14 protein-coding genes are annotated in these 17,044 nt (G+C 35.4%); 1 reads left to right on the forward strand and 13 read right to left on the reverse strand.

Annotation, left to right across the window (positions count from 1 at the left end; all coding sequences use genetic code 11):
• From AB1422_05775 to AB1422_05835, 13 genes are all read right to left on the reverse strand, one after another.
• On the reverse strand, positions 1-199 hold a 199-nt coding region (locus AB1422_05775; GenBank protein ID MEW6618840.1), incomplete at its 3' end, for a hypothetical protein.
• Between the two features lie 1,249 nt (positions 200-1,448).
• A complete protein-coding gene (locus tag AB1422_05780) occupies positions 1,449-2,090 on the reverse strand; it encodes an HAD hydrolase-like protein (protein ID MEW6618841.1) in 642 nt (213 codons plus the stop codon).
• Between the two features lie 12 nt (positions 2,091-2,102).
• On the reverse strand, positions 2,103-3,194 hold the full coding sequence (locus AB1422_05785; GenBank protein ID MEW6618842.1) for a carboxylate--amine ligase: 1,092 nt from the start codon (positions 3,192-3,194) through the stop codon (positions 2,103-2,105).
• A 363-nt stretch (positions 3,195-3,557) separates the two neighbouring features.
• Complete coding sequence (locus AB1422_05790) at positions 3,558-4,751, reverse strand: FAD-dependent oxidoreductase (GenBank protein ID MEW6618843.1); 1,194 nt, start codon at positions 4,749-4,751, stop codon at positions 3,558-3,560.
• On the reverse strand, positions 4,696-5,670 hold the full coding sequence (locus AB1422_05795; protein MEW6618844.1) for a glycosyltransferase: 975 nt from the start codon (positions 5,668-5,670) through the stop codon (positions 4,696-4,698). Before AB1422_05795 ends, AB1422_05790 begins: the two co-directional genes overlap by 56 nt.
• A 420-nt stretch (positions 5,671-6,090) precedes the next feature.
• Positions 6,091-6,300, reverse strand: a complete 210-nt coding sequence (locus AB1422_05800) for a hypothetical protein (protein ID MEW6618845.1) — start codon at positions 6,298-6,300, stop codon at positions 6,091-6,093.
• A gap of 158 nt (positions 6,301-6,458) precedes the next feature.
• A complete protein-coding gene (locus AB1422_05805; protein MEW6618846.1) occupies positions 6,459-7,949 on the reverse strand; it encodes a class I adenylate-forming enzyme family protein in 1,491 nt (496 codons plus the stop codon).
• Complete coding sequence (locus AB1422_05810) at positions 7,946-8,956, reverse strand: hypothetical protein (protein MEW6618847.1); 1,011 nt, start codon at positions 8,954-8,956, stop codon at positions 7,946-7,948. Before AB1422_05810 ends, AB1422_05805 begins: the two co-directional genes overlap by 4 nt.
• A gap of 4 nt (positions 8,957-8,960) precedes the next feature.
• Positions 8,961-9,410 carry a type II secretion system major pseudopilin GspG gene (gspG, locus tag AB1422_05815; protein ID MEW6618848.1) on the reverse strand — a complete coding sequence of 150 codons (450 nt, stop codon included), beginning with the start codon at positions 9,408-9,410 and terminating at the stop codon, positions 8,961-8,963.
• Positions 9,411-9,486: 76 nt separating this feature from the next.
• The gene (locus tag AB1422_05820; protein ID MEW6618849.1) at positions 9,487-9,978 is read right to left on the reverse strand and encodes a hypothetical protein; all 492 of its coding nucleotides are present in this window, start codon (positions 9,976-9,978) and stop codon (positions 9,487-9,489) included.
• A 378-nt stretch (positions 9,979-10,356) separates the two neighbouring features.
• Positions 10,357-11,910, reverse strand: a complete 1,554-nt coding sequence (locus tag AB1422_05825; protein MEW6618850.1) for a Tad domain-containing protein — start codon at positions 11,908-11,910, stop codon at positions 10,357-10,359.
• Between the two features lie 719 nt (positions 11,911-12,629).
• Positions 12,630-13,058, reverse strand: a complete 429-nt coding sequence (locus AB1422_05830; GenBank protein ID MEW6618851.1) for a TadE/TadG family type IV pilus assembly protein — start codon at positions 13,056-13,058, stop codon at positions 12,630-12,632.
• 1 nt (position 13,059) lies between these two features.
• Entirely contained in the window at positions 13,060-15,063 is a 2,004-nt protein-coding gene (locus AB1422_05835; GenBank protein MEW6618852.1) for a response regulator, read from the reverse strand.
• 333 nt (positions 15,064-15,396) lie between these two features.
• Between AB1422_05835 and hisD the strand changes: the two genes are divergently transcribed.
• Positions 15,397-16,665, forward strand: a complete 1,269-nt coding sequence (gene hisD / locus AB1422_05840) for a histidinol dehydrogenase (GenBank protein MEW6618853.1) — start codon at positions 15,397-15,399, stop codon at positions 16,663-16,665.
• Positions 16,666-17,044 lie beyond the last annotated feature (379 nt).

A 17,044-nucleotide genomic window follows, 5' to 3' on the forward strand; every position in this document is an offset into this window, starting at 1 on the left:
ATCCTGCGATGATATATCCGCCATCTGTGGTCTGCTGCACGGAATAGCCCCTATCATCAGAACTTCCGCCGTAAGTCTTCTCCCAGAGTGTGTCTGGCTGAGATAGAGCAGGTGAATTAACTCCCAGGCATATCAGGATAGCTAATCCAAATTCAACCCACACTCTCTTTACTATTTCAACATAATTTATGTTTCTCATAGCAATTTATCTCCTTTTTTGATTTTGGAATTTAGGCTTTAGCCTTTCACCCCCACTTTTTAAATTGGGAAATGGGAAATGAGAAGCAGGGAATTTTCTTTATTTACTTCCTATTTCACATTTCTTACTTCCTATTCCTGACCTGTCCTGAATCAAGTTCATGACCAGGAGAGGTTTTATCCGAGAGGCTTCTACCTTTTATGTCATAACAATCACATCCTTGACCCTTCGGGGTCAGACATTGTGAACCTTCGGGGTCGGACATTGAAAACAGAATTTATTCTGTAACTCTTCAGTCACAGATGAACACGGATGAAAATGTAGAAGTGAAAAGTTAAAACGGAATTTCCCCTCTATTTAAATGCAAAAATTTAGCATAACCATTTGCTTTTCAATAAGATATAGCGATATCTCTTTTTTTTAATTCCTATCTACAATTGAAAGGGGGATTTAATCCCTAATCCTTTATGATTAAACAATAACATCTTAATTAAATTTTGTCAAGCAGTTTTTAAAAATAATGTAACTATTCACCACAGAGAATAATATGATAAAGTGTCATGTTGCCCTGCAAAAGATTTTCTGGATAAGATATTAATTGTAACTGGTAACTTATTCTTTTGAGACGCCTCGGTCCGTGAAAGAGTAATACTCGAGCAGAGAAAGAGACTCAAAGAATCAAAACGAAAGAATCAATGAGTGTGAACCTGCTGTTTTATAAAAAGTCAGGTTGCCATGTATAACAGAAAGTTACGGTTACCTTTTATATCTATCAAAGAACGAAAGGAGGAACAAGATTCATTTTCGTAACCTGACATATCTTTAAGGACTTTTATTAAGGTTTTCTCTTTTCTCCAAAGGGGTTAACCACAGAAGTTGTCAATTTAACCCCTTTGCCTCTGCTTTAGAGAAAACCCGTGCTTAAGGAGTTTTTACAACCCTTAATTGAAAAAAATTAAAAAAAACTTGACACTTTACATAACAGACCCGGAGAATGATTTTAGAAAAAGCACTGACAGAGCAAATAATTAGGGCAGTAATATAGCAGTTATTATTCAAAATTTTACTTATAAATGCCGATAAGTATAGTAAGTATTAACCAAAACTTCACATTAGTATTGTTGATAGTTGATGGTTGATAGTCTATGAAACTATCAACTATAAACTATCAACTATAAACCCTGTTGCTATATCTGTTCTATGAGAAATTTTCGTTAATAATTACTATATAATTTCGTGAAACCTTATATTATTCAATCTGCTTTGTGATAAAGGGCAGAGATGATATATTATCTATAATGAAATCAGGACATAACGACTCCAACAATTCTCTGTTTCTGATTCCACTCAAAACAGCAATAGTTTTAATATTTAATTCTTTGCCCCCTAATATATCAACTTCTGTATCTCCCACAATAATAGAAGAAACCGGAATAAACTCCGGATAATTTTCTAATAATCTTTTTTTGGTATAAAGAGAACCTTCGTTATCTTTTTCGGTCAGAATAGCTTTAAAAAAATCGAGTATCTCAAAATCTCGAAGTTCGTCTATCAAGTTCTCATAAGAATTTCTAAGGGTAATTAAGAAAAGGGAATGGTTATTATAAAGGGTTTTCAGAACATCTGGCACCCAGGGCCACATAATATCGTATTTTAGAAATTCAGGCGTTTCAATCAACTGTTTCCATCGGTGAGCAGATATTTCTTGAGTTAGTTCTACTCCACTTTCCTTGAAAATTTCTTCGCTTGGCACACGATTTTTCTTCCTCTCCCAATATGTATCTTTTGGCAGAATATTAGGTGCCGTTTTCCCTAAAATATATCGATAAACCGCATAATACTTTTCAGATACATCAAGTATAGGACCATCAAGGTCTATATAAATATCCAATTTTATTCCCCACTATTTCTGGAGATTATGTCTCCTTTTTTCTAATTCTTCTTTATATAGCCTTATAGTTTTTTCATCTGTTAGGACAGGAAGAAAATCCATACCTCTAATCCAGGCAAGTCCTGGGGTTAAGGGGTTTATTTTCTTTGGGATAAAAGAAGAAACATCTTCATCAAAAGCTAACTTTACAAAAATATAAGGCATATTTAGCCCACAAGAAGTGAAGAAATAATGCGTGGTAAAGAATCGACCAATATTGATTTCTGTAGGATTAGGAATACCATCTTTATCGTAGGTTAAATCAACTGAAAAGATTCCATTTGGGTGGTTATCAACGGCCATTATGGTTTTTAAGGCTATTTCGTCCACAATCGGGTCAGAAACAGTTATTCCTGTTCCTGTAATTCCTGTAACACCAGAAGGGGCTCTATTACCCAGTTCCCAATACAGTCTTTTTCTACCCTGACCCACAATTAGTTCTCCATTTTTCCACAGAGACATCCAGGTAATGGAATCTGGTTTCAGGCATTCAGCCGCGGTAAAACTACCCCAACCATTACAGAAATCTATCCATGCCCTGGCGACATTGTAATTTTCTGCACGGAAACTTCCCATTCCACCACCAGGGCTGAATGTCGCTCTAACCCAAACTGGAGTGCCAAATTTATCAACTGCGATTTTAAGGTCATCTTCGTTATTTATCCTCATTGTCTCTGGAACTTTAAGTCCAGCTTCTTTCCACTTAAGATAAGAAGCGAATTTATCCTGACATAATTCTATGGTTTTATGCTCTGGCAAAAATACCCTGAGTTTATACTCATCCCGGAGTTCCTTTCTTATCTTCGAGATAGCATAAATTTCCTGGTCTGGCTGTGAATAAATCAGCGCAGGTTTTGTTTCCTGAATAATCTCCTTTAAGATAGGAAGATAATCATTATGAGTCGGATGGGGAACTAAATACTTTTCATTAGTTTCAGCCCGATGTAAGGAATATTCATTACAATCAACACCGATAAGATAGAAATTTTCACTGGAGACTCTCAGTGACCTGACAAAATTTGTGGAGGGTGTTCCCCCAGCACCAGTAATCAAAATTCTTTTCATTTCTCCTCCTTATTTTTGCACAAGTAATGTCAAAAGTTTCAGTTTGATTTTTTCCCTAACTACTTGTATTTTTAATGAGTTTTAAGATACGGTTTTCTCTCTTTATAGCAGTAGGTCCTAAATAAATATTGCAGGACCTACCACCCTATGCTCTGAGAGAAAACCCCTACTCATAGAGACTCATCACAACTCTACGGTAGGTTAAAAGAGCAAAACGGTAGATGATACTGGATCTATCGCTTAAAAAGAGAAAACCTCTCTTTAAAACTCATCATCTACCCTTTCATATTCATATTCTTAATCTTTCATATCCTATTTGACACTACCATTAAGTATCATTTTTCTCTTTTTATTTAGTCCTTGTTATAAAAGACTTTTTCCTTTTTTAGGTTCTCTTGAATAATCCTTTATATCTCCAATCATTTCAAGCACATCATAAATATTATCTATTTTACCACCCATAATTATGGAAAAGTTCTTTATCCCGTAATCTTTCCTGAACAATATTGGTCTTCCATCGTCTATTTCGTTCTTTATTAAAACAGTTTTAACCTCATATAGAGAATTTACGTATCGAACTCCCTTCATTAATGGAAGATATCTCTCTGCATCCTTGACCATAAACGGAAAATGTGATTCCAAATTCACTTTCTTAAGATGAGCATGGCCGTCAATAAAATTATCAATGTCCTGCCAACTATAATGCGGTGTATATCTTACATGATGGAAAGAGTGCATATTTAATGAGGGGTATGGCATAATTGAAAAGAAAGGGCCATCCATAATTGTTATTCCAACATATTTAAGCTCCTCCGGCATCTCTAACAAGGGCATTTCTGTAACTTCATGCTTTAAAGGTAGTAAAGGAAGATAAGAATTGTGCAATAATTTATTAATTTGGGAATAGGTGCAATTAAAAACTTTTCTTGCTTGTAATTTAATATTGTTTTTTGTCAGAGATAAAATAATTTCATCATTCCCAACTTGTTCTACTTTGTCAACTTCCTCATTGTACCAAACAGTGATGCCAGCTTTTACAAGCCTTTGTTTTAAAATCTGTCGAAGCTTAGCGGCATCGAATGCTACCTCTTGAACAGAAAATACCTCTTCAATATTATCCATATTAAAAAGTCTCCGCATTTTATCAGGGGCAATTTTGATTGGGGCTCCAATCCTTTTATATATTTCACTAAACTGATAGGCGTTAACTTTTGACCATTTTCTGGCAATTGCATATATTTTTTCAAATTCATCATAAATACATCCCTTGAAATCCAGGATAAATCTCGGGAAATTTTTGAAGGACCTAATTGCAGTCAGCAGACTTCTTGGATAATGATATCCCCCATGAACCCTTGCTTGATTGATTGCCGACGCCCTCAATAAGAGATCAGGCTCTTTCTCAATAATAAGCGTGTTGGCACAAAAATTTCGGATAATGAGAGCGGTGCAACATCCATAAAATCCACCGCCGATAATAACCGCATCAAACTTTTTCAGATTAAATGACATTTTTTCTATCAATATTCTCGGGAAACACTGAACTATTAGCTTCATCTGCCAAGAAATATATATCTCCCTTTTTAGTCTCTCTTAAAATACGGGCAACATATTCCCCTATAATCGCTAATATCAGAAACAGCAGGAAAAACATCGTAGCATTTACAAGTTGGGTTGAAATCCATCCTTGTGGAATGTATTTTTGGAAGAATACAAAACCCGTCAAGACGTAGAGAATTACAAACAAATTCATCATGCTTGCCAATAAGCCAATAAACGAAGCTATTCTTATTAATTTTTCGGAATTTGAAACAATAACTTCTATTGCAAAGGCAAAGGCTTTAAAGTAATCTTCTTTCCTTTGATGACCAGAGCGGTTTATCCTTATATATGGTATGGTGGCGTGGCTAAAACCGATTTCTAATAACAAATACTTAATATATCTACTTCTATCCTTAATCCTAACAATTGAGTTCACTGCCCTTCTACTCAAAACGATAAATTTCGAAAACCTGGGATTTACATTATAACCGGTCAAGAATTTACTTGCTTTAAAAAATGCCCAAGAAAATAATTTGTCTATAAAGGTTTTATCTCTCTCATCACTTTTTTCTGCAATTACAACATCATAACCGGATATTGACTTATCTATCAATTGCGGAATTAAAGACGGCGGGTCATAATTAACATCCATCAATACAATAAAATCCCCTATACAATTATTTAATGCAGCTAAATATGTAACCTCATCATCATACTGTTTAGATAAAATTATCAACCTGATATTTTTTATTTCTTTCAGTATTTCCTTCACTCTTGAAACAGAGGCGTCCGTAGAGCCATTATCAATTAAAACTAATTCATAATTTGCATACGAGCTTTTAAGAACCTCTATCGTGTCTTTAATGTAAGATTCTATTATCTCAGCATTGTTATTGATGACCGTTGCTACTGAAATTAAGTTGTCTATATTCATAATACTCTCTCTCCCCACAATAACATATTGTCAAATTTACTGATACTCGATGTTCAAGTTTTTTAATGAAGATAAAAGAGATGTAACGAAATTTAGCCTCGTAGAGGACTCTTAAACAGATTAAACGGATTTTTCTTTTTGTAAGCAAATTGAACGGATTAAACGGATTTTTTTTATTTTTTTTCCGCTAAATCCGCTTACTAACAATATTCCTCCTTCCGCTTACCATAGACGGAGTTAAAAAACATTTTTTGCAATTCAATTCTACAACGGAACTTCCCTTCTATTTAAAGGCAAAAATTTAGCATAACCATTTGATTTTCAATAAGATATAGCGATATCTCTTGTTTCTGATTCCTATCTACAATTGAAAGGGGGATTTAATTTCTCATCCCTTATGATTATATAATAGCATATTAATTAAATTTTATCAAGCATTTTTTTACTAATACTCGTATGCATACTTTCAAAGTCTCTTTTTATAGACTCTTTTTGAGGGGAAGTTTCGTTTAAACCTATTTCACAGGTCGAAATTTTTCGACCTGTGCGGTTAGATGTAAAATGGATAATGTAAAATGAAAATGTATAACTGAAAGGTAATGAGTCTTGCGAAGTACTAAAATTTCCCATTTTTCATTTCCTATTTTACATTTTACATTTATTTTTCCTTTGCGTCTCTGCGATGAATTAGTCTAATCGCACAGGTCGAAATTTTTTGACCTATCTGTAACTATTGATATTTATTGATGTTGTAGAACTTTCGATTTATCAGTTACTACAAATTACACTTAACCTATTTTTTTAAGTTCATATCTCTTTATCTTCCCTGATTTTGTTTTTGGTAGGGAAGGGATAAACTCTATATAACTGGGAACTTTATAATATGGGAGATTTTCTTTGCAAAAGCGTAATATCTCCTTTTTCGTCGTCTGAGCATCATCAGTCAAGACGATAAATGCTTTAATCACTTCACTTAAAATTGGGTCAGGCACACCTATGACGCCACATTCCATAACATCCTTATGTTTAACCAGAATATCCTCAATCTCCTGGGGGCTAACGCGAAAAGCCCCGGTCTTTATCATATCCGATTTTCGACCAACCATATAAATATAACCCTCTTCATCAACAGTGGCTAAATCACCTGTATGTAACCCATCTTCCTTCAAAACCTTTTTAGTCTCTTGAGATTGTCTCCAGTATCCCTTCATTATATTTTTACCTCTGGCAATAATCTCACCTACTTCTCCTAACTGGACTTCCTGACCCTGTTTATTTTTAACCTTTAACTCTACCCGAGGGATACCTTTCCCAAGAGAACCAAGTTTTGAAATTAATTTATCTGGCTCAAGATAAGATAATCTTGCACAAGCCTCTGTTTGACCATACATAATATAAATTTCTACCTTAGGTAAAATCTCTTTTAATCGTAAGATATTCTCTTTTGGCAACGCACCTCCGGCACAGGTAATATATCTCAAGTCTGGAAACTGTAAGTTGCGGATATTCGACTTATGAAGAAGTAAGGCATAAGATGATGGGACGCCTGAAAATCCAGTTACTTTCTCTTTAATCATTAATTCCAGCACTTTGTTTAAAAAGACAAATTGTGTGGATATAACAAGTTTCCCCCCAACCTTTATATGGGTCAAAAGTAATGAATTCCCATAAGAGTAATAAAATGGTAAGATGACCATTAGACTGTCTTCTTTAGTCAATTTTAAATACTCAATAATGGAATTGGTGTTATCAATCAAATTCAAATGAGTGAGTATGATACCTTTTGGCTTACCGGTAGTGCCAGAGGTATAGATTATTTGAGCGATGTCATTTTCATTTATTATTACTTTTGAATCCCGAAAGATATATTCTTGCTCTAAAATCTCTTTTAATGCCTTTTCTTCTATGATTAAAAAATCTAAATTGTTAATTCTGGAGAGATATTGAAGGCAGGTTTTATTTGTAATAACACATTTTGGTTCTACATCTTTTAATAACCCTTCTAACTCCAATGATGTCGTATCTGTATTTAATGCGACAACAATAGCCCCAATCTTTAGAATAGCAAAATATGAGATGACATAATTAATAGAATTATTGAGTAAAATAACGACCCGTTCGCCTTTTTTTACCCCTTGTTTTTCTAAAATAAAGGCTAACTTTAAAACCAAATTATAAAGTTGATTATAGGTAATTCTATTATTCTCATAGACTATTGCTATATTTTCTGGATATTTAGTTGCACTATCTTCAAGAAAAAAATATGCATTTATGATCAAGGTCTGCCCTCAATTCCCAATTTGAAATACCCGGGATTTACCTTTTTTAACTCTCTTTTTGTATATAATTTTTTATAGGTAATGATGTTTGTCTTTTGTAAAATTGAAGAGATTATTTCTTCACATTCCTGTTTTGTCCTGGCGTGAATCATTGCAAAGAGATTATATTCCCACTCAGGAGAGGTTGTTCGCTCATAGCAATGCGTTACTTGAGGATATTGACTTAGAATTGTCGCCACTTTTAAGATATTTTCAGGCTCTACTTTTAAAACAACCATAACATTTTCTTTAATTCCTATTTTATAATGGTCAAGCACCGCCCGAACTCTTTTTATAATCCCTGATTTTCTATACGATTCTATCTTCTCCAATAGTTTTTTTTCGCTAATTCCTATCTTCCTGGCAATAGATTGATAAGGTTTATTGACCAGTGGAAGACTAACTTGTAATTCTTTAAGTATTAGCCAATCAATTTCATTAAGGGAAACAGGTTTTTTCTTTTTTGGTGGTTGAAATTCATCTTCTTCAAATTGTAGCGGGGTCGCTGTATCTATTTGGAAAATAGCCCTTATTTTAAATTTATTTATCCGCTCAAGGTTCAAGAGCTGGTTAATTTTTGTTTCTGATTTTATGCGGGTGATAATTTTTTCAATCTCTTTATTTGAGCGTGCAATTAAAGTGAACCAGAGATTGTATTCATCATCTCGTTCGTAATTATGGGTAATTTCTGGGTATTTGTCGATTATTTTAGCCACTTTCTCTATTTTTTCTTCTGGAACTTTCATTGCCACCAGTGTTCCCACATAACCTAATTTACCTGTATCAAATAATGGGCTAATTCTACGGATAACACCCTGTTTTTTTAATGCCTTAATTCGATTTAATATTTCATCTCTGGGAATGTGTAGATTAAAAGATAAGGTTTTAAATGGCTCCGGGCAGATAGGGAAATTATGTTGGATAGAGTTTAATATCTTTATCTCTAACGAGGTTAAAGAATTGGTCATTTTATCATTCCTTTTTCTCTACCGCAGGTGTTTTCCAACTAACAATATCTTCTCCTTCTTTTTCGCCGCCCTCTTTTCCATCAGCACCATAAGATATAAGGTCATAGCCATCAGGATTTTGTTCACCTGGGGATATGTAGACATACGGATTTCCCCAGGGGTCTAATGGAATCTCCTTTTTAAGATAAGGTCCATCCCAATTTTTAGGTAAAGGCGAGATAATTGGTTCTTCTCGCAATGCTTTTAATCCTTGTTCTGTGGTTGGATACTGGCCATTATCCAGACGGTAGCTATCTAATCCAACACCAAATATCTCTATCTGAGCTTGTGCCCCAATGCGTTTTGCTTTAGCTACCTTCTTGAATACCGTTGGAAATACAAAAGCGGCAATGATAGAAATTATCAAAATAACGACCATTAATTCCATTAAGGTAAATCCTTTTTCTTGCTTCATTCTCAATCGCTCCTTTTGTTGGTAACTGGTAATTGGCGATTGGTTACCAATTACTTGCTTTTAATTTCGTGAAATTCTATAATAAGTTTAAAGACCTTAACACGGTGGCCATTTTGGGTTCTTTAAGGGCATACTTCCTTAATGCCTCTAAAATAATATTCTCCCTCTCTTCTAATCTTTCCTCTAATTGTTTTGTTTTTGATATTACCGGGGCGATAGCTGTTCTTCTGTCCCATAAAATAAAGCCCGTTAAGGCTATCATCCCGCAGAGTAATGTGAGAATTCCCCCTAACAAGGTATGGGTCAATCCCAATAAATCATCTATGCGTTTATTTAGGTTTGAGTCTAAATCATCTATGCGTTTATTTAGACTTGACTCTAAATCATCTACACGAGTATTTAATGCTTTTTGCCCTTCTTCAAGCTTCACTACCCTTATGGTTAACTCATCTATTTTCCCCTCAATTTTATTTAGTTTTTCTATAATTTTATCTTCGGCAAAGGTATATGTAGTATTAAAGGCGATAAAGAAAAGAATAAAAAACCATATTTTAGTTTTTGTAATCATATTTTTTTACCCCCCATAATCAATATAACATATTAACCTTTCTCTGTCAACTATTTTCTTTGGTAATCCAGTCAGTAATTCTCATTTTGAAAAGGTGTAAGAAGGTTTTTGAATAAAAAGCTGTTTCACTTCATCTGGGGTAAATATAGCACTTATTAATCGAAATTTGACATAGATAGGGTTCTGAAATTCCAAATCACAAATTCCAAATTCCAAATAAATTCAAATAACCAAAATTCAAAACATTACCCCCATAGTTTGTATTTAGGATTTGAAATTTGGTGCTTATTTGAGATTTGGTGCTTGGGATTTGGGATTTTTTTACTTATCCACTCTGAGTAAAGTTTTTGACTAATAACTGCTATAGTTATCAGCACTCTAATACGGTACCAGATGAACCTCTTTTGAACCGACAGGCAGACATAGGTTTATCAACCAGTTTGGGTTTTTTCGGTATCGGCTGTGAATTCGTTCATCATAATTAAGGGTAATGGTATTGCGATAGATTAATGCCTCGTCTTTAGAGACTATAGCACCGTTAAAATGCACCCCATTTCCTAATCTACCCGCACAGGCATGATTGGTATAAATGATAGATTCAATCTTATTGATGTGATTTGTGGCAATATCACCAAATTCATCCGTATTAGGAGGTAATCTATCAAAATCAGTAATTGGCACTTGCGTTTGAACATCCGACCAGTTATACATATCGTCAAATATTCCATCTCCATCAAGGTCTTCGGTTTTTGATTGAAAGATACCATCATTTTCGGTTGGGTCTGTCCAATAGCCTCCATCTGGGTGTTCCGGGTCATTTATCCAGACATTAGTATCTGGTATGCCATCTGCTCCTACATCCTCACAACCCATATCAAATAGCCAGTAATTAGAATACCATTTATCATTTCCATAATATCCAAAATAAGGGTCTTTGGTATAATCACCAATAATCACATTTTCGCGTGCGGCTAAACCGAGAATATCTTTATCTTTATTTGCCTCAACCCACTGGTCAACGACCGCTGCGTCATCCGAGGCTGGTCGAGGAGAGGAAGGGGTATTTTTATAATCTATGTCTGCGGCAATGTAAATATTTCTACCCGCATAAATAGTTCCCGTCCCTTGAACCGTGCCTTTGACGATAACATCACCCCGAATAACAACAGGTCCTTTTATCTCAATGGGATTAGAAGGAGTGCCTTCAAGAATAATATTTCCTGATTCACCTGCTTCATCCCCAAAAACCTTATCAATCACTATTTCATCCCCTATTTTAATAGAACTATTTTTTTCAAAGGCTAAATTTTCATAGAAGTCAATTGCTTGTAAATTAGGCATTTCTAATTTCTCTACCCCTTCATACACATTGTAATCCTGTCCGCCAGGTGTTTTCCATGTGCCTCGAATCTCACCAGAGGCATAGACATCACCAACTACTGTTGGGTCATATTTAAAATCAAAATCACCATTTGAGCGAATATCACCATTAGCCGTGATGCCACTTCCATAAAACCAGCCCCAATTGTTGAGAAAATAAACATAGTCAAAAACATAGGAAGGTGGGTAAAGGACAACAACAGCGGCAGAACAAACTGTAACAGACGCCTTTTCTATCCCTAACACTCTGGCAAATACCGTAGTTATTTCCTTTGACACCTTTATTGTAATCGTTCCATTATCAATTATTTGAATATCCTCACTGGTAATCTGGAAGCCATTAGCCTCGACCAATCTAATTGCCTCTGTTGTTGCTGAACCAGGGGCATCAGGGAGTTGCCAGGCACCAGCTAAAGCGCCGGCATCTAAGGCATTTTGCAATTGTGTCTGGAAAAGATAAACTCGCCCAACATCAACCGCTAATGCCGCTACTCCTAAAAAAACCATCATAAATAAAGAGACAAATATGACAACCTGTCCTCGTTCTCTCATTTTTCCACCCTCCTGATAAGTGTTCTTAATTATTTCCCGCAAGATTTTACCACAAATTATCGCTGATGTTCTCCTGAAAATAGAGAGTAGAGAGTAGAGAGTAGAAAGTAGAAAGTAAAGAAAACATCACTTCTCACGCTTATCTCCCTATCTCCCACCTTCTATCTCCTATCTACTATTTTCATCTTCATTTGTGAACTAACGATTCATGACCGTTTCTCCTGAAAATAGGAAGTAGAAAGTAGAGAGTAGAAAGTAAAGAAAGATAAGCCTCTTCTTTCTCTCTCTACCCTCTACTATTTTCATCCTCCTTTGTGTCCACCCTGTGGACATGAGCGTTTCCCCTGAAAATAGACTACAGACCATAGACTATAGACCACGGAACCGATGAAAAGCAAGTTTATTCCCCCTTAACAAAGGGGGTTAGGGGGTTATTATTCCCCCTTAACAAAGGGGGTTAGGGGGTTGTTGTATTCCTCTCTTGAGAGAGGAAAATCTACTTACGATATGCAACAATTCCCTCTCTGATTTTCATCAGGGCAAGTTTTTGACTACAGCAACATTAAAATTGATTAACAAATCTGATTTGCCTGCTGAACATTCGGCAAGCAGGTTCTATGTATTTCAATGGCTGCACCAATAATCTTTTCTGTTATCTAATTTATTTCTATGTCTTCTCTGTTCCTCTGCGTCTCTGCGGTGAATTATTATCTGAACGGTTACGGCAATTTTTCTATCCGCATCGTCGAAGTAGCAGTCATCTTTAATCCCATCATCTTAATCTTTTTACTAAAAACTGGGATGTAGATAGAAACCTTATAAGGGATAGCAACGGATATGTCTCCTCCTACCTCGCGTTCTGCGTCAGTTGGGGGAGAAATATTAATTTCCTCATCTAAAATTTCGCCAGTTAAAAAGTAGGTTTTAACTAACTGAGAGTCGGCACTGGTAGTAATTTCATCTCGTATCTCTTGAGTTTCTTTACCAAGTGCGCCTGCTCTTGCGTATTCACGAGTAATCTGGGTAACAATTAAATAATTATGAAATACAAGACTAATTTCTATAATGAAGATAGTAATTATTAATAAAAGTGGCAGAAGTAGAGCAAATTCAACCGTTGATTGCCCTTTTTGGCTTTCTTTATTCATTTTATCTGATGACCTCCAACACCTTTAAGAAAGCGGCTACTATCTCCGGGTCAAATTGGCTACCCGCATTTTTCTTTAATTCTTTAATTGCCTCATCTTTAGACTTTGCCTTTCTATATGGTCTATCCGAAGTCATGGCATCATAAGCATCTGCGACGGCAATTATTCGTGCTCCTAATGGAATCTTATCCATTAATAGTCCTGACGGATAACCACTTCCATCATATCGTTCGTGGTGATGTTTGATAATTGGGATTCCTCTTTTTAAAAATCCTAATGGCTTAATGATATTTACCGATGTCGTTGGATGCAATTTTATTTCATCCCATTCTTCTTGAGTTAATGCCTCTGATTTAGATAGGATATAATCGCGAATGCCAATTTTACCAATATCGTGCAATTGGCAGGCATAGCGTATCAGTTCCTGCTCATCTTGTGGTAAGTTTAATTTCTTCGCTATCAGCATTGCATACTGAGCCACTCTCTCGGAATGACCTTTAGTATAATAATCTTTTGCCTCAATCGTCCCAACCAGAGCCCCCATCGCTCCGATGTAGAGTGCCTGTAGATTTTTATTTAACTTAATGATTTCGTCTAATTTTTGATTCAACTCAACATTCTTTTTAGTCAGGGTATTAAGCAAATGTTTGTTCTTAAGTTCCAATCGTTGTTTTTCCAGACCTCTTTTAATTATCACACTTACTTTTTCCATCTCAAGTGGTTTTTCTAAATAGTCATAAGCATCATACCGCAATGACTCAATTGCCGCTTCCATAGAGGAGTAACCCGTAATTATAATTACGACCGTATCTGCATATTTCGCTTTAATTTCCTTTAACACCTCTAATCCACTCATATCCGGCAATTTTATATCTAAAAGCACTAAATTAAATGATTTTTTCTTCATTTGTGCCAGAGCAGAATCTCCTGAATGGGCAATTGTTACCAGGTAACCCCATCTTTCTAAAAAATTGGAGAAGATGGAGCATATTCCCTGGTCATCATCAACTAATAAAATATTTTCTTTTTCTAACAACAAAGACTCTGCTTTAGAATTATCCTTTTCTTCTCCCATTCTTTTATCCACGATATAATTTGAGCCAATGAAGGTTTTAGCATATTCTTTTAATTCTGCCCCTATAGTTGATACCTGGGCTAAATGTGTCAAATTCCGTTGTTTATTCGTGACTACGCCGATGGAAATACTCATAATAGGAAATTCTTCTTTTTCCCCTTTGCGATTAAAGCCTAAAATGTAACCTCTTTCTTTATCTTCTGCTGAATATAAATCAGGGATTGCGGCATCAAATTCTTTAATAATTTCCTGGCAGATAATCTCAATTCTGTCTGGATGACTAATAACGATAAAATCGTCTCCACCGATATGTCCGATAAAATCTTTTTCAGTTCCGACCTTCTGAACTGCATTTATAATTACCTTTGCGGTCAGTTTTATTGCCTCATCTCCTTTAGCAAAACCATAATGGTCATTAAACGCCTTAAAATTATCCACATCTAAAAAGCCAATAGCAAAAAGGTTCTTGCTCTTAATACAATTATTTATTTCCTCTCGAATACTATTATTTCCAGGGAGTTTACTAAGTGGATTGGAATCAATTCCTAAATAGGTGCGGTAGATAATACTTTCAAGGATAGCGATAAGTTCTTCTAAATCAAATGGTTTGACGATATATTCATCAATCCCCATCCTCCAGCCGGCAATTTCATCTTCTATGGTAGATTTGGAACTCAAGATAATTATTGGTAAGTGTTTATGAACAGGGCTTTTTCTTATTTTCTTACAAACCTCATAACCACTCATCTCTGGCATTAAAATATCAAGGATAATCAGATGCGGAAGTCTCTCTTCTAATCTCTCTAATGCTTCCTTCCCGCTTTGAGCCGTAGTAACTTCATAACCTTTTACTTCTAACAGATTTCTAATCACTTCTAATATTTCCCATTCATCATCTACAACCAGGATATGTGTTTTTTCTTCCATCATATCTTTAATTATACTCTAATATTTTATATTTGTCAAATAAATTCTTGACTAATGGGTTTATTTTGAGTATACTTTATAGGTAACTGGTAATTTATAGTAAGTATTAACCAAAAGTTCACATTAGTATTGTTGATGGTTGATAGTTGATGGTTGATGGTTGATAGTCTATGAAACTATAAACTATCAACTATAAACTATAAACTATCAACTATCAACTATAAACTATAAACTATCAACTATCAACCCTGTTGCTATATCTGTTCTATGAGAAAATTTCGTTAATAACTACTATAATTAACCACAACCACTATGACACAAAAAGGAGATTGCAAAATGGAAATACTTAGATTTGAAGAAGATAACGAAAGGATTAAAAAAGTTCTTGAGCGGTCTAACATCAATCTCATTGATGAAGGAATAAAACAAAAGGTAGAAGAGATTGTTTGTGAGGTGCGGAATTCAGGTGATACCGCATTATTAAAATATACAGCGTTGTTTGATGGAGTAAAATTAGATGATTTAAAGGTTAGCCCGGATGAATTTTTAGTGGATAATGAATTTCTGCAGAATCTTGAATTGGCGGCGACAAACATTACCAACTTCCATAAACATCAATCCTTTAATTCCTGGACAGTTTCAAGGGAAGATGGTGTGATTTTAGGACAATGCTATCGACCAATGGAAATAGTTGGGATTTATGTTCCGGGTGGTCGGGCACCGTATGTTTCAACGGTGTTAATGACGGCTATCCCGGCTAAAGTGGCAGGGGTAAAAAAGATTATTCTTTGCACACCTCCTGACAAAAATGGCAAGATTAATCCTTATATTTTGGCGGCAAGTAAGTTAGCCCGGGTAGATGAGATTTATAAAGTTGGCGGAGCACAGGCAATTGCCGCATTAGCCTTTGGCACTGCCACTATTCCTAAAGTTGACAAGATTGTTGGACCGGGGAATATCTATGTTACTCTGGCAAAAAAAATAGTCTTTGGTGAGGTAGATATTGATATGGTGGCAGGACCAACTGAGGTAGTAGTTATTGCTGATGCACAGGCTAATCCAGAATTTATCGCCGCTGATTTACTCTCGCAGGCAGAACATGACCCACTCTCATTAGCGGTTCTTCTTACTACCTCTTCAGATTTAGCCAATCTTGTTTTAAATAAGGTTGAATCACAGTCAAAATTACTTTCTCATCAGGAAACACTCAAACACTCCCTTGATAATTTAACCATTATTATCACCCAAACCTTACAGGAGGCGATTAACATATCCAACCAATTTGCCCCAGAACATTTAGAACTACATATTAAAAATCCGATGGAAATATTAGGGAATATTGAACATGCCGGGGCAATATTTCTTGGTGAATATTCACCCGAATCTGTGGGTGATTATTTTGCTGGACCAAGTCATGTTTTGCCAACCTGTAAATCCGCACGGTTCTTTTCACCACTTGGCGTAGAAGACTTTTTAAAACGCTCAAGTATCATCTCTTACACGAAACAGGCATTGCTTAAATACGGACAGGAGATTATTAATCTGGCTAATTTAGAGGGTTTCGACGGTCATGCCAATGCGGTTAAGGTAAGATTAGAAAAGTGAAGAAAGTGAGCAACCGTTCAGGTGGTAATTTACCGCAGAGACGCAGAGGAACAGAGAAGACATGGAAATAAATCAGATAACAGAAAAGATTATTGAGGTAATCTTTGTAATACATAGGACATCAAAACCTTGCACTGATGAAAATCAGGGATGGAATTGTTGCCTCTCCTAAATAGATTTTCCCCTCTTGAGAGGGGTTAGAGGTGTGTTTTTCTCTGCGTCTCTGTGTCTCTGCGGTGAAGAGTTACTCAGCAATTCTCGGTGAATTTTTAGAGACTGAATTCACCTATGTTTAGGAGAGATAGAAAAAAATATTTTTCGTAAAGATTTTGAGAGGAAAATAAGGAATAATGAGTCTCTATCTAATTTTTCACCGAGA

It is taken from the genome of bacterium (assembly GCA_040757115.1).
In the GTDB taxonomy this organism is placed as follows: Bacteria; UBA9089; CG2-30-40-21; order CG2-30-40-21; family SBAY01; genus JBFLXS01.

Bases quoted from the DNA above. Each gene is read 5' to 3' on its own strand.
- AB1422_05820 (MEW6618849.1), bottom strand. From the start codon at position 9,978: ATGATTACAAAAACTAAAATATGGTTTTTTATTCTTTTCTTTATCGCC.
- AB1422_05790 (MEW6618843.1), bottom strand. From the start codon at position 4,751: ATGAAGCTAATAGTTCAGTGTTTCCCGAGAATATTGATAGAAAAAATG.
- AB1422_05810 (MEW6618847.1), bottom strand. From the start codon at position 8,956: ATGACCAATTCTTTAACCTCGTTAGAGATAAAGATATTAAACTCTATC.
- AB1422_05825 (MEW6618850.1), bottom strand. From the start codon at position 11,910: ATGAGAGAACGAGGACAGGTTGTCATATTTGTCTCTTTATTTATGATG.
- hisD (MEW6618853.1), top strand. From the start codon at position 15,397: ATGGAAATACTTAGATTTGAAGAAGATAACGAAAGGATTAAAAAAGTT.
- AB1422_05835 (MEW6618852.1), bottom strand. From the start codon at position 15,063: ATGATGGAAGAAAAAACACATATCCTGGTTGTAGATGATGAATGGGAA.
- AB1422_05795 (MEW6618844.1), bottom strand. From the start codon at position 5,670: ATGAATATAGACAACTTAATTTCAGTAGCAACGGTCATCAATAACAAT.
- AB1422_05800 (MEW6618845.1), bottom strand. From the start codon at position 6,300: ATGGGAAATTTTAGTACTTCGCAAGACTCATTACCTTTCAGTTATACA.
- gspG (MEW6618848.1), bottom strand. From the start codon at position 9,410: ATGAAGCAAGAAAAAGGATTTACCTTAATGGAATTAATGGTCGTTATT.
- AB1422_05830 (MEW6618851.1), bottom strand. From the start codon at position 13,058: ATGAATAAAGAAAGCCAAAAAGGGCAATCAACGGTTGAATTTGCTCTA.
- AB1422_05785 (MEW6618842.1), bottom strand. From the start codon at position 3,194: ATGAAAAGAATTTTGATTACTGGTGCTGGGGGAACACCCTCCACAAAT.